The sequence below is a fragment of the Mycobacterium sp. IDUB_37 genome (genome assembly GCF_055419245.1).
This window is the reverse complement of sequence record NZ_JBVAXG010000010.1, coordinates 214,590-227,456: the sequence shown is the minus strand read 5'-3', so window position 1 is coordinate 227,456 and position 12,867 is coordinate 214,590. Positions and strand designations below refer to the sequence as shown.

Sequence of the window (12,867 nt, the reverse complement as noted above, 5' to 3'; positions counted from 1 at the left end):
GCTACTGCGCCTGCGACTCGACGAAGGCGGGGAAGTCGGGAAACAATGCGCGATCGACGATTTCGATACGGGTGCCGACCGGGTCGATGTAGTAGGCGAACAGGGCTAACTCCGATCCCGGCATGTCGGCGGTCATTTCGAAGGTGCACCCATTGGCTTCCAACTGCTGGGCCGTTGCGACGAGGTTGTCGGTGAAGTAGCCGAGGTGGTGGACGGCATTGCCCGGCGCGGCCGTCCAAGGTGTACCCGGAACCTCTTGCACGAGTTCCAGATACGGTGCCTGGACGGAGTAGACGATCGTCGAGGTCAGGTCGCTGGTACCCGCGGTCGTTCGAAAGGGCAGCGTGTAGCTCATCGGACTTATCCACCGATAGCCCGCAAGTGCGGTGAACCGGGCCATCGCCGCGTCGAGATCGGGCACCACGATGCCGGTGTGGTAGAGGTCTTCAGGGCGAAGCGTCGATGTCATGACCTGTCCTCTAGATGCAATCCGATGCGCCATCGATGACGAACACCGCACCGGTGGTGTAGCTACTCTGCTCCGTACACAAGAAGGCCACCGTGGGCGCAATTTCGCCGGTGGATCCGAAGCGTCGCTGTGGGATATGCGCCAGCTCGGATTCAACGAGTTCGGTCGCGGCATGCATGGGTGCTGTCATCGGGGTGTCGATGGCGCCAGGTGCCACCGCGTTGACCCGGATTCCCAGCGGCGCCCATTTCACCGCGAGATTCCTCGTCACAGCGATAATTCCAGCCTTCGCGGCGCCATAACCGGGGACCAGCGGCACGGCGCGCAGCGCCGACATCGATGCCAGATTGACCACGCTCGCGCCGCCCGTCGCGGTCGATGCTTTCAGGGCGCGACGCAGGCCTACCGTAAGCCGGTACGGACCGATCAGATTGAGGCCCACCGAAGCCTCGAAGCCGTCGGGCTTGGACTCGTCCAGGCCACCGGGAAAATTGGCACCGGCATTGTTGATCAGCACGTCCAGGTGGGTGAAACGTCCGGTGAGCGCGTCAACGGACGCGGGGTCGGTGATTTGCAACTGGTGGTAGGCCATGCCGGACAAATCCGTATCATATTCGGCCGCAGCAGATTTGGTTCCGGTGATGGCGACTTCGGCGCCGGCGTCGCGAAAGAGTGTGGCGATCGCATGTCCGATGCCGCTGGTGCCACCCGTGATCAGCACCGTGGTGCCGGTGAAGTCAAAGCTCACCCGCGCGGTCATGCGTTACTCGCGATCTGCTGATTGAGCCACGCCGTTTCCCAGAAGTTGGCACTGTCACCCAACAGATCCTGGTGGGCTTCCCTGAGCACCTCCCGCGCACCGGGGTGGCCGCCGTCGATCAACTCGGCAAGGTGGATGGCGTGTAGCGGACGCCCGGCGGCCAGGTGCGCCCGCGCCCGATCAACTAGAGCATCGGCGCCGGCCAGTTCGACGATGTCGGCGGCGACCTCGTCGAAACCAACTGAATAGAGTTCGGTGGTGGAGCTGTGGTGGAACCAGCCCGAGTAGTTCTCCCAGACGGCCCGTACATCCCAGGCCACCTTTCCGTAGCCCTGTCCCACTTCGCATTCGGCTGGCAGGGCGATTTCGCGCATCAGCGTCCGAACATCCTTGCCGGCGTTCATTCCGGCGACCGTCTGATCGTGGATGTACTGGATGGCGTCGCGCAGTCTGGTCAACTCCGCCTCGATACGTTCTGCACCCGCAATCGGTTCGAAGTGACCGGTCACCAGCAGTTCGGGCTGTAGCGCTCTGACTCGTTCGACCGACGCGATGGCCGTAAGGGCGTCCCGGTACCGGTCGCCACGGATGGTGACCAGGTTCGGGATGTGCCCGAAGATCGGTCCAAAGGTATTCCCACACAAACATATTCGCTCATCGGGCAACCAGATCACCAACGAATCGCTGGTCTCGCCGCCCGGCACCGCGATCAACTCGATTCTGCGCCCGCCGACTTCGATGCTCAGGGTGTCCTCGAAGTCGACATCGACGACGGGAACGCTCTGCGGCGGCAATCGCTTGGTACCGAGACGTCGCTGGATTGCCTGGATTCCGGTGGACAAGGTGTCTTTGAAGGCGAATGCGCTGCGGTTGGCACGGTACGGGATAAGACGTTCGTTGTCGTCGCGCCACTGTGTCCAGTTCGCTTGCGCGACAACGGTAGTATCGGTGTCGCGGACGCTGTCCAGTCCGCCGACGTGGTCGACGTGGCCCTGGGTGAAAATGACGTAGCGCACCGGTGAGGAGTCGACTGCGTCGAAGTTGGCACGGTGCACCGGGCCCTCGAATCCCATGCCGGTATTGACGATTACCCGCCCCTGGTCGGTGGTGAGCAGGTACGAGTTGGACAGGCCGGGCGAACACCACAATCCGGGAGCGATCTGCTCTGCTTGCTCGGCCGACGCGGGACGCAGCGCGTCGGCGCCCGGCCGGCTGCGATACACCGGGTCAAACATCAGTGTTTTCCCTTCATTCGGCGCGGACGTCGAACCTGTCGAAGTAGAAGTCGAACCGCGAGCGGAGTTCGTCGGCCGAGATACCGAAGTGCCGTTTCAGGTCATATTGGATTCGGCCGTGCTTGCCGCGCGGATTGCCGGCCAAGTATGTCTGGAACCGATCGCGCACCTGGGGAGTCAGTTCGACGTCGCCGCGCCGGTAAAGCTCGTCCAGCACCGACATCTCGTTGCCGTTGAGGTGGTGAAAGCTGATATCAACGCTGCGCGCGGCGGGCACCAGTTCGCGGTCACGCACGCAGGCGGTGAGTAATCGGTGCACCCGGTCGCTCCAGTAGTCGAGTAGCCAGTCGGGATCAATGGTGCTGCGCCGCAACCGATCGGAGTAAGCCATCATCGTGATCGCAGACTGGATCACTGCGACGGGATCGCGATGGGTGAAAGCCACCGTTGCGTCGGGGAACGTCGCCATCAACGGACCCAATTGCTCACAATGCTGCGGGCTCTTGAGCAGCCAGGTGCGCGGGCCGCGCAGGAAGGTCAAGGCCTGCAACACTTTTTTCATGTATGCGTAGTGCCGATACTGGTCCAGATGAAGGTAGTGATCGCGCCAATCCGGCACGCGTGCATGCCATTCCAGAACATAGGACGCGAGGTCGAGGTCAAGAAGTTCGACTTCCTCCTCGATCGCCTCTGGGAATCGATCGTGCATGGCGGCCACCAACGGAGCGCTCGCCATCAGCGCATCATGTTCCTGCTTGGTCCGCGTGTACCGCGGGTCCACCCCGAAGTTGTCCGGACCCTGGCCGCGCGCAGGGATCGGATCCTGGCTCTCCCAATAGGGCAGGGCGCGGCGGCGCGGGTCGGCGGCGATCAGATTCACCAGGTGCGTGGTGCCGGATCGTGGCATACCGACGACGATGAAGGGCTTCTCGATCGGGATGGATTCGATCTCGGGATACCGCTTGAGCAGATCGGTCAGCGACAGTCGGTTGCGCAGCAGTCGGACCACTCGCTGACGCAGGGTGGACCGATTGAGCTGCAGTAGTCCGTCGTCGGCCTCGATCGCGGCGACGTGCGCGGCCAGCCGATCCCCGAAGCCACCGTTGTCATCAAGGTCGTCCACCCCGGCCTGCTCAACGGCTTCGGCGAGCATCTTGTCGACGTCGAATTCGACCGGGCGAGCCTCGGTCAACTTCAGGATCAACTGCTGGATTTTGGTCAGCTGCGGCGACGACAGGTCGTCGATGTCAATGACTTCGGCATCGGGACTGCCATGGTGAATGCCGGAACTTGCAGAATCCACCCCGCCTCCATCCGCTTGCGGTGTCGAATATTCGACGTATAGTTCGAATATATGATAGAGACGGTAACTTCCGACTCGAAAGCACGTCAACCCGCCTCCCCGCCCACGGAGCGTGTCATTGCCATCGCGCGATTGCTCGGGCTGCAACCCGCTCGCGCATTCACGCTCACCGAGATCACGCGTGAATTGGGCATCAGCCGCGCAACCGGCCACTCGATCCTGTCCACCCTCGCCGAGCATCAGTGGGTGGTGCGGAATGCAGCCGCCGCCTACTCGTGGGGTCCGGCGATAGCATCGTTGGTCCGTCCGTCGCGCGACCGCACGCATCACGCGATACTGCGGGAGCTCGCCGAATCCACAGCGACACAGGTGTTCCTGGCACGCCGCGACGTCAACACCATCGTTGTCGTGGACACCGCCGGTGAATCCGCGTCGGGGCTGCGCGTGGAGCGCGGTTTACGTCTGCCGCTGGTCGCGCCATTTGGCCGCGACTACCTCGCCTGGGGTTCCACCAGCGCACAGCAGACTTGGCTGAAAGGCATCGGCAAGCCTTCCGGAGCATTTTCGTGCCGAATCACCGCGGTGCTGGCCGAGATTCGCGCCCGCGGATACACCATAGAGCGGTTGAGCCGCGAGTATGTCCGCGTTTACACCGCACTCCGTGCACTCGGCGGCCTCGATGAGCCGGACGCCATCACGACGCAACTTGCGCGGGCCTTCGCCGACCTGACGGTGATCGACGTGTTGTCGGCCGAACTTTCCGAGCACGACACACACAGCGTCGCCACCATTTCGGCTCCGGTTTTCGACGAGGACGGCGTCGTCACGATGTCGGTCACCGCCGCACCTTTCAACGAGGTCACCGCAGCGACTGCGAAGCAACTCGGCGCCGAGGTCAAAGCTGCCGCAACGAGAATCCAATCGCACGTCGCTCAGGTCGCCCCCTTGCTCGGACGTTAGGGCGCAACGGAACCCGCAGCCTGCAACTCCGCTGTAAAGTGGACCGATGCTCGTCGTCACAACCAATGACATTCCCGGCTGGGAGATCCAACGCGTGTGCGGCGAGGTCTTCGGGCTCACCGTCCGGTCGCGAAATGCTTTCGCGCAGTTCGGCGCCGGGTTCAAGTCGATGTTCGGCGGCGAACTACAAGGAATGACCAAGAACCTGGCCGAAAGTCGCAACGAGGCAATGGCCCGGCTGATCACCGAAGCGCACGCCAAGGGCGGCAATGTGATCATCGGAATGCGTTTCGACACCACCGAGCTCGGCGATGTGTGGACTGAGATCTGCGCGTACGGCACCGCGGTACAGGCCGTGCCCGTCACCGACGGTGCCCGCTACACCGCTTCGCAATTGGGCTACGCCGGCGCTCCGCAGACTCAGCAGTAATCCGGTGGTCCGCATAAACAGGTAGAGCATCACAGCTACCCGCCGTGCTTCGGCACGCCCGTAGCGGTAGGTTCAGCGGGTGATAGTCGGGGCCTTTCTGGCCGAAGCCGCGGCGGCAGTCGACAATAAACTCAACGTGTCCGGTGGCGTGCTGCTCAGATTCGCGGTCGAGGAAGACCGGCTGGCCCGGTTCCTCCTGGTCGTACTCACGCAATCGACGGACAGCCCAGACCGTCGAATCGAGGTCGAGATCAGGCCTCCGACCGACGACGAGCCGCTGACCATCGAGTACGAGCTACCCGAAGCCGCCACCATGGCCGAACTCGGATTCGCTATTTTCCCCATCGAAGTGAACCTGCCGGTCGATGGCCGCTGGGTCCTGATGGTGACCGGCGGAGCCGGGATTCTCTCGCTCCCGCTGATCGTCAGTGGTGCCTGACCCCACTCTGCAGCGAGTCCGTACGACCCGAGGATGACGGCGGGATAACAATTCCGACCCTCAAATTGTCGCGGTCCGGTACGCCGCGCCGAAGTTGTGGCCGACGGAACTTACCTTCACGTCGTGGACCGTCGAACCGCCCTGAAGTTACCGCTGGCGCTGGCAGTCGGCACGGCGCTCACCCGAACAACGCGCGCTTCCGCCGCAGCAGGCAGATGGCCGGCTGAGCGCGCCCAGAACTGGTACCAGGCGCAGGGATGGCTCGTCGGCGTCAACTACACGACGTCGACCGCCATCAATCAGCTCGAGATGTTCCAGGCCGGCACGTACGACCCGCGCCGCATCGACAACGAGCTGCAGGTGGCCCAGTTCCACGGCTTCAACACGATTCGCGTCTTCCTGCACGATCAGCTGTGGGCACAAGACCGGCAAGGTTTCCTGGCCCGGCTGTCACAGTTCGTGGGTATCGCCGCACGGCACGGCATCAAGCCGCTATTTGTATTCTTCGACTCCTGCTGGGACCCGTTCCCGAAGCTGGGTCGCCAGCGCGCACCCACGCCCGGGTTGCACAACTCCGGTTGGGTGCAAAGTCCCGGAGCAGAGCACATCGACGACCCCCGCTACATCGGAGTCCTGCGCGACTACGTCACGGGAGTATTGACCCAATTCCGCAACGACGACCGCATTCTGGGTTGGGACCTGTGGAACGAACCCGACAACCCCGCGCGCGAATACCGAAAGGTGGAACGCAAGGACAAGCTGGACAAGGTCGCCGCACTGCTCCCCCAGGTATTTCAGTGGGCGCGCGCGGTTGATCCCTCCCAGCCACTGACAAGTGGGGTGTGGCAAGGTAATTGGGGAGATCCCGGCAGCCGCAGCGCAATCGCCAGCATGCAGCTCGACAACGCCGACGTCATCACCTTCCACAGCTATGCTCCGCCGAGCGAGTTCGAATCCCGCATCGGCGAGTTGGCGCCGCTGGGAAGGCCGATCATCTGCACCGAGTATCTGGCCCGGTCGCTGGGCAGCACGGTGGAAGGTATCTTGCCAATTGCCCGGCGGCACAACGTCGGTGCGATGAACTGGGGTTTGGTAGCCGGCAAGACGCAGACGTACTTTCCGTGGAATACGTGGGATCACCCAGCCACCGCCCCGCCCAAGACCTGGTTCGCCGATCTGCTTCAGCCGGACGGCCGGCCGTTCAAGGACGGCGAAATGCAATTGGTCAAGAAGCTGGCCAGCGGGCAGAACCAGGACTGAACGGGCCGAATTGTGGGACGCGTTGACGAGAAGGTTGTGCTCATCACCGGCGGATCGCAGGGTATGGGCGCGGCGCACGCCGAACTGCTTGTCGCCGAAGGCGCCCGAGTAGTCATCGGAGACGTGCTCGATGTCGCGGGGTGCGCCGCCGCCGAAAAGCTCGGCGATGCTTGCCGTTTCGTGAATCTCGACGTCACCGACGGTGAGCAGTGGGCGGCCGCTGTCGAAGCATGTGTCCGAGAGTTCGGGCGCCTTGACGCCTTGGTGAATAACGCCGGAATCGTCAAATTGGATTCGATCCTGCGATCCTCCTTGCCCGACTGGCAGCAGGTGATCGACGTCAACCTCACCGGCGCCTATCGCGGTATGTGCGCGGTCGCGAAACCGATGATCGACAGTGGCGGCGGGTCGATCGTCAACATCTCTTCGGTTGAGGGCCTCGCCGGCAGTGCCCACCTGCACGCCTACGTTGCCGCCAAGTTCGGCTTGCGGGGCATCACCAAGTCCGCGGCGCTGGAACTGGCCGCCACAACATCCGGGTCAACTCGATCCACCCCGGGCTCGTTCACACCCCGCTCAGTGCTGGCGTCACGGACGCGTTCATGAAGCCCATCCCGATGCGGCGCGGGGCAGCGCCGGCCGAGGTATCCAACTTTGTGGTGTTCCTGGTGAGCGACGAGTCGTCCTACGCGACCGGTGCGGAGTTCGTCATCGACGGCGGGCTTACCTGCGGGGTCCCGACGCCGATCTGACGGATCAAGCTGGAGGGTCGGGCGATCCCATTGGCCGGTAGTAGGCGGACTCGACGTTGGCCCGGTATTGCTGGTCGTACAGCTTCTTCTGTTCGTCAGTGGCCAGGATCTGCAGCAGCGTGACCATCGGCAGATGGTAGGTGGCCGGGGCGCCGAGAATGTACGTCGCGTTTCCTTCGACGTAGCTCTTGTTGCCGGGGTCGTTCAGGCTGAGGCTGCTGTAATCGCCGTGCACTTGCCGATACTGACCTGCGCCCCCGACGAACATTGACGCGAATCTGTTCATCCGCGCAACGGAATTCGCCAGATTATTGGGGCAGTCCGCCCAGAAATCGTACTGCCGGATAACTACTTTGACTGTGTATCGCGTATTAGCCGGGAATCCTCGTCCACCATAGGCGGCCGTGCATCCACTGTTCGGAACAGTCATACAACCGCCGTACTTGCCTTCTGGATCGCCGGTGAGAATGAACGTCACCGTGGCGGGGTCGATATCGCTGGTCGGCCCGTAAGTTCGCAGCCAGTCATCTTCTACCTGCGCGCCTTCGCTGTGGCCGAGAACGATCTTCGGCCCTGGGGTCGCATGCAGCATGTTGTTCAGGTTGAGCGATCCTTGGTGGACGTTGCCCGCGCTGGGAAAGTTGTAGTAAGGGACCTTCGCGACCACATTCGGCGCTCTGAAGAGCTCGCCCCGCAGCCAGTTGCCCGGGAGCGAGCGAAATGCCGGATCGAGAGTCATCACAGTGGCTCCGACCGCCAAGACATCTTCCGCAACGGCGGTGGCCGGCGCGAGAGCGGATACGCTGCCAGCGATTGTCAAAGACGAAAATAATGCAGCTATCGAGCGTTTCACCAGCGTCACCCCATGCTCTTGCCCACCCAAATCGTTTGTGCCGGCACTGCTTTCCGGCCAAACTTCAAGAGATAGCAGACGAATTTGCTGCACGCATATATATCATCGGCAGCCATTCAACCCGCGGGCGCGTGAACAAATAGACGCCAGAATGAGGCCTCCGGTACATATCTGCGGGCTTTGCGGTGAGCCATTGACCGGGGCGGTACGTTTACCGCCATGAACAAGTTTTCGGCAGCGCTACTGGCTGGGGTCACTGCTGCGGCAGTGCAGATTGCCATCGCTCCCGCAGCACATGCGAATTACTGCCCGGCTACCGGAGGAGGCACGTACCCCAACGTGCTCGATTGCCCGATCGGCAGTATCGCCGGGGCGGATGCGGTGGACGAAGCCCGGCAGCGCCTCGAAGGTCGGCCGCCGTGTTACACCCGCGAAGGCGTGCCGTACTACACGCCCGGCGACGCACCCTGCGGCTGAAACTGACGCCTACCTAGGCGGTATGGCGCCGCTCTTGGCGACACAGTGCGTGCAGCACCAGGTCGCGGATTGATCCGTCGTACCAGCCGTCGGTAACGCCGTCACGGATCCGCTTCAACAAGTGGGCAGGGAGCGGACTCCGTGTCGCGAGCAACGCGTCACAGATCGCGCACGCCGCGTCGCCGAACTCCAAGTCGAACATGACATTACGGCGCGCACCATCGTCCAACTCGGCAGCTGCCGCCACTTGGTCGGCCAGTTCGTTCAACCGCGCTGCGGCGGGTTGCGCCTCCGATGCGCTCATTTAGAAATGATGCGGCGTCCCGGGTGGAACGTCCAGGCGAACGCGGTATCAATTCGGCTTGGGCGGAGGCCGTCGGCATCGGGCGCCTTCGCCGCAGTCGAAGTTGCACTCTGGAGCCATGCGCATCAGCCGACGCCCGCCGCTAAACCGCGAGTTGCAACGAGGTGCGATCGCTGATCGCGTTTAATATGCGGCGGTGTTGACAGGACAAATTGCTGAGCCCTGCGTCCTTTGGTCTGGATTCGATCCGGCAATAGTGGCCAGAAACTTCGCCCAATTCACCGGGATCCTGGCCGGGTTTGCCTTTGTCGTCATAAATCTCGTGCTCGACCGCGCCTATCGTCGGCGCGGAGATGGCCGTTCGTCGAGTCCCCGTGAGGCTGCGCGTGAGACCCAGATAGGGATTGCGCTGGTGTGCGCATTTCTGGGCTTGGTTCTGACAACGCTGCGCTACAGCCTGCTTGCCGGCGAGAGCGGATGCGCCATTACCCAGGGCCGAGCCGGGTCCGCGGCAGTGCTCGCCGCCGTGTCGCTGGCGGCTTCCATCTACACGTTGCTTTATGCCGTGGTTCAGTTCTTTTCGGGCGCATCAGGCATTCTCGCCAGGCACTGCGTTTTCATCCTCGCGGTTCTTGCTCCTGCACTTGCCGTGTCCTTCGTCGAACAGACACTCGCGCATCTTGCGCTCGCTCTGGGTAATCCGGACACGCGACAGCCGCTGCAACCGCTGTGGGACCAGGCCAATCACTTGTTGACGGTGATTCCGGTGGCGATCACAATCATTTGCGCCGTCATATGGTTTCTCGGGATGAAGAGGCGGCGCTCGGAATCTCCTGCCGGCGCCCTTGCGCAACGTGTACAAATGTCCGTCCCGTACACGACGATCGCCGTCGCTGTCGCCGTGACAATGCGCTCTGTTGCACTACTGGGATACGCGAATCCGGCCGTGCACATCTCGCCGACTGAAGCCTGGCTCTGGTTGGGGATACTTGCTGTCGCGTTGGTAATCCAGAGTGCGGCTTTGTCATTTCAAAGTGGTGTAGAAATTCCTTTTGGCGGCTCGCCCACTGCCATCGATAAATCGGCTGAAGCGCGAGACGCAAAAGCCCTCTGAACTGCGTTAACAGTCAGAGGGCGTTTGGCGGTGGCGGAGGGATTTGAACCCTATCTCCAGGCACTGTTCGGCGGAGAAACCATGGTTAACGTGCGCAGATGGATCGCCGCAGTTGACTCGAGATCACCAGATATAGCGGTCAAGTGTGGGCAAAATGTGGGCACATAGCGACGCTTCGACCCCGCCCAACCGGAGCGGCCCGCTGAAGGCGGGGCGGCGCGTCACAAGATCTCCACCGACGTCAGGCCCGGTCGCGGCGGGCCGACCGGGCTACAAATGCGGTCCGCCACGCGTAGTCCACCGATGCCCGCGGTCTCGATCACTGCTGCGAGGACGGCCACCTCCGCACAAGGACGGCAGCCGCCACTCGGCCTGTGATGCGGGTTTGTCCGGTCGTTTACATCGAGGACACCGCGGGGGCTTGCTAGAAGCAGAACGAGGAACTGACGCCGTGGTGCTATCCGTTGCGGCGCGGGCCTACAGGACCGGAGGAGAACAAGCGAGTGACCGGAATCGCCGAGGCAGTACAGAACTCGAACGAGTTGAAGAAGCCGCTGACCGCATTGATCAACCAGCAGTGCTACCCGGTGGGCGGGGTGTACAAGCTGGACTACGACTCGGCCGTGGTGCTGACCGACGACTTCAAGAAGCACCAGGCCGGCGGCGTGCCGCGCGGCGGGTTCCTGCTCGCAGTCGCCGGGACGAATACCGCCACCGGTTTCGTGCTCGAAGATCAGGAGGTCATCCTGCTGCGGGTCCGGTCGACCGCGGGGCTGCCCAACGAGTCCGAACTGGTGCAGACGCGGCTGGCGGTGGTCCGAGATGCCGGCGCATCGGGAGTCGGGTTCGACGACGTAACCGACGTGCTAACCCGAAATGAGTTGCAGCAGTCGGCTTTCGACTGCGAAGTGCTGGGCACCTTCTATACCGACTCCGATGAGCGCAGTGCCCCGATCCGGTTCGGCGCCGACATAGACAACGTCGTCGTGTCCGCCAAGTACCAGGTCTTCCTGCCGTCCCCGCAGGTGCTGTCCTGGCTGGCCTCCTACCCCGGTCCGACGAATCCGAACGACGCGCTCGCCGTCGGACACGTACGCTTCGCGGCCACACGCCGCAAGGCGCACCTCTCGGGCATCGACACCGCCGAGGTGCGTGTCGACATCGCCGACTTCGTGGGCCGCAAGACCGCCGTGTTCGGCATGACCAGGACCGGTAAGTCCAACACGATGAAGACCCTCGTCACCGCTGTGCACCAGTACGGCTCCGAGCACCGCAGGTCAATCGGGCAGCTGATCTTCGACCCGCAGGGCGAGTACGCCAACGTCAACCCCCAGGACGGGACTGGTCTGCGACTGCTCGGCGACGACGACACGAGCGTGCGGATCTATAAGGTCGAGCCCGACCCGGCCGACGACCGCGAGAAGCCGCTGCGTATCAACTTCTACGACCGCGAGGTCCTTGAGGCGGCCTGGAGCCTCGTCAGCGAGGCCACCGCCCCGGTGAACACGAACTACGGCAAGAGCTTCCGCGCGGCGGCGCTGACCGAACCCGACCCCGGCGACCGCAGTGCCCACAGCCGCTGGGGGTGGGCGATGGTCGCGTTCTACGGGCTGTTGGCTAAGTGCGGTTTCCAGTGCGCAGCCATGCCGCAGGACCTCGTTATCGCTGCACCGGCGGGTCCCACCGAGCAGTTCATCGCCGACCACGCTGGCATGCTCAGCCAGGCAGGCCGTGCCGGACGCTACCGCGTGAACTCTCCTGCCGCCGCTCGAGCGTTCGCCGAGTGGGTGGGTGAGAACTCGACGGAGTACCCCAAGTGGCACGACACCGAGAACTGCCACTTCGCCGACATCTACGGGGTGTACAAGTACACCGGCATCACCTCGGCGATCCGCACCATCCGCGCCTTCCACGGGGCCCAGTCCGTTGGTGACGTCGGTGAGCACCTCTGGCAGGACATGATGGCCGGCCGGCTTGCGATCGTCGACCTGTCCAGCGGAAACGACACCGTCGCCAAAGCGATGTCTGAACGGATCGTGAGCCATCTGCTCAACCGCGCCGGGGAAAGGTTCCGTTCCGATCTCGAGCCCGTCGAAATGCAGATCATCGTCGAGGAGGCGCATAACCTGTTCGAGCGCGGGGGACGCGACGTCGCCGACGACCCCTGGGTCAGGCTGTCCAAGGAAGCCGCCAAGTATCGAATGGGCCTGGTATACGCGACTCAGGAGGTCACATCCGTCGACAAGCGCATCCTGTCGAACACGTCCAACTTTCTTGTCGCGCACCTCAATTCGGATCACGAGACGCGCGAGCTGTCGCATTATTACGACTTCAAGGTGTGGGCGCCGAGCATTATGCGCGCGGAAGACGTGGGCTTCGTGCGGATGAAGACATACTCCGGCAAGTACATCGTGCCGGTCCAGATCGTCAAGTTCGACCACGCGATGGTCAACGCCGCGCGCGTCGCCGCCGGCCTGCCCGAACTTGATGCGCGCCCTGAGGGTCAGTGAT

13 protein-coding genes and 1 pseudogene are annotated in these 12,867 nt (G+C 63.0%); 8 read left to right on the top strand and 6 right to left on the bottom strand.

Features of this window, described 5'->3' with window-relative positions; genetic code table 11:
* Position 1: 1 nt before the first annotated feature.
* The 4 genes from ACZY1I_RS27220 to ACZY1I_RS27205 are packed head-to-tail and all read right to left on the bottom strand — an operon-like array spanning position 2 to position 3,767.
* Positions 2-469, bottom strand: coding sequence for a VOC family protein (locus ACZY1I_RS27220; RefSeq protein ID WP_463759821.1), 468 nt, complete (start codon positions 467-469; stop codon positions 2-4).
* A gap of 10 nt (positions 470-479) precedes the next feature.
* Entirely contained in the window at positions 480-1,229 is a 750-nt protein-coding gene (locus tag ACZY1I_RS27215; RefSeq protein WP_463759818.1) for an SDR family NAD(P)-dependent oxidoreductase, read from the bottom strand.
* A complete protein-coding gene (locus tag ACZY1I_RS27210) occupies positions 1,226-2,464 on the bottom strand; it encodes an MBL fold metallo-hydrolase (protein ID WP_463759814.1) in 1,239 nt (412 codons plus the stop codon). The genes ACZY1I_RS27215 and ACZY1I_RS27210 overlap by 4 nt, the downstream gene beginning before the upstream one ends.
* Before the next feature lie 13 nt (positions 2,465-2,477).
* Positions 2,478-3,767: a sulfotransferase family protein gene (locus ACZY1I_RS27205; RefSeq protein ID WP_463759810.1), complete on the bottom strand. Its 1,290-nt coding sequence runs from the start codon at positions 3,765-3,767 to the stop codon at positions 2,478-2,480.
* A 51-nt stretch (positions 3,768-3,818) separates the two neighbouring features.
* Here ACZY1I_RS27205 and ACZY1I_RS27200 point away from each other — a divergent pair, with 51 nt between their 5' ends.
* The 5 genes and pseudogenes from ACZY1I_RS27200 (at position 3,819) to ACZY1I_RS27180 (ending at position 7,608) form a co-directional block, all read left to right on the top strand.
* Positions 3,819-4,727, top strand: a complete 909-nt coding sequence (locus tag ACZY1I_RS27200) for a helix-turn-helix domain-containing protein (protein WP_463759806.1) — start codon at positions 3,819-3,821, stop codon at positions 4,725-4,727.
* Between the two features lie 46 nt (positions 4,728-4,773).
* On the top strand, positions 4,774-5,157 hold the full coding sequence (locus tag ACZY1I_RS27195) for a YbjQ family protein (protein ID WP_463759803.1): 384 nt from the start codon (positions 4,774-4,776) through the stop codon (positions 5,155-5,157).
* Between the two features lie 79 nt (positions 5,158-5,236).
* Complete coding sequence (locus ACZY1I_RS27190; RefSeq protein ID WP_463759799.1) at positions 5,237-5,596, top strand: hypothetical protein; 360 nt, start codon at positions 5,237-5,239, stop codon at positions 5,594-5,596.
* A 123-nt stretch (positions 5,597-5,719) separates the two neighbouring features.
* Positions 5,720-6,856: a cellulase family glycosylhydrolase gene (locus ACZY1I_RS27185; protein ID WP_463759796.1), complete on the top strand. Its 1,137-nt coding sequence runs from the start codon at positions 5,720-5,722 to the stop codon at positions 6,854-6,856.
* Positions 6,857-6,868: 12 nt separating this feature from the next.
* Positions 6,869-7,608: pseudogene (locus ACZY1I_RS27180) on the top strand (glucose 1-dehydrogenase).
* A gap of 4 nt (positions 7,609-7,612) precedes the next feature.
* On the opposite strand, the gene ACZY1I_RS27175 reads toward ACZY1I_RS27180, so the two are convergent.
* Entirely contained in the window at positions 7,613-8,554 is a 942-nt protein-coding gene (locus ACZY1I_RS27175) for a PE-PPE domain-containing protein (RefSeq protein WP_463759793.1), read from the bottom strand.
* Positions 8,555-8,680: 126 nt separating this feature from the next.
* Between ACZY1I_RS27175 and ACZY1I_RS27170 the strand changes: the two genes are divergently transcribed.
* Complete coding sequence (locus tag ACZY1I_RS27170) at positions 8,681-8,938, top strand: hypothetical protein (RefSeq protein ID WP_463759790.1); 258 nt, start codon at positions 8,681-8,683, stop codon at positions 8,936-8,938.
* 13 nt (positions 8,939-8,951) lie between these two features.
* Here ACZY1I_RS27170 and ACZY1I_RS27165 read toward each other — a convergent pair whose 3' ends face one another.
* Entirely contained in the window at positions 8,952-9,242 is a 291-nt protein-coding gene (locus tag ACZY1I_RS27165) for a hypothetical protein (protein ID WP_463759785.1), read from the bottom strand.
* Between the two features lie 196 nt (positions 9,243-9,438).
* Between ACZY1I_RS27165 and ACZY1I_RS27160 the strand changes: the two genes are divergently transcribed.
* The gene (locus ACZY1I_RS27160; protein WP_463759783.1) at positions 9,439-10,356 is read left to right on the top strand and encodes a hypothetical protein; all 918 of its coding nucleotides are present in this window, start codon (positions 9,439-9,441) and stop codon (positions 10,354-10,356) included.
* 503 nt (positions 10,357-10,859) lie between these two features.
* Positions 10,860-12,866: a helicase HerA domain-containing protein gene (locus tag ACZY1I_RS27155; protein ID WP_463759781.1), complete on the top strand. Its 2,007-nt coding sequence runs from the start codon at positions 10,860-10,862 to the stop codon at positions 12,864-12,866.
* Position 12,867: the final 1 nt, after the last annotated feature.

What these genes read in the sequence shown, in the direction of transcription:
- ACZY1I_RS27220 (WP_463759821.1), bottom strand. Translation starts at nt 469, where the DNA reads ATGACATCGACGCTTCGCCCTGAAGACCTCTACCACACCGGCATCGTG.
- ACZY1I_RS27215 (WP_463759818.1), bottom strand. Translation starts at nt 1,229, where the DNA reads ATGACCGCGCGGGTGAGCTTTGACTTCACCGGCACCACGGTGCTGATC.
- ACZY1I_RS27210 (WP_463759814.1), bottom strand. Translation starts at nt 2,464, where the DNA reads ATGTTTGACCCGGTGTATCGCAGCCGGCCGGGCGCCGACGCGCTGCGT.
- ACZY1I_RS27200 (WP_463759806.1), top strand. Translation starts at nt 3,819, where the DNA reads ATGATAGAGACGGTAACTTCCGACTCGAAAGCACGTCAACCCGCCTCC.
- ACZY1I_RS27195 (WP_463759803.1), top strand. Translation starts at nt 4,774, where the DNA reads ATGCTCGTCGTCACAACCAATGACATTCCCGGCTGGGAGATCCAACGC.
- ACZY1I_RS27170 (WP_463759790.1), top strand. Translation starts at nt 8,681, where the DNA reads ATGAACAAGTTTTCGGCAGCGCTACTGGCTGGGGTCACTGCTGCGGCA.
- ACZY1I_RS27165 (WP_463759785.1), bottom strand. Translation starts at nt 9,242, where the DNA reads ATGAGCGCATCGGAGGCGCAACCCGCCGCAGCGCGGTTGAACGAACTG.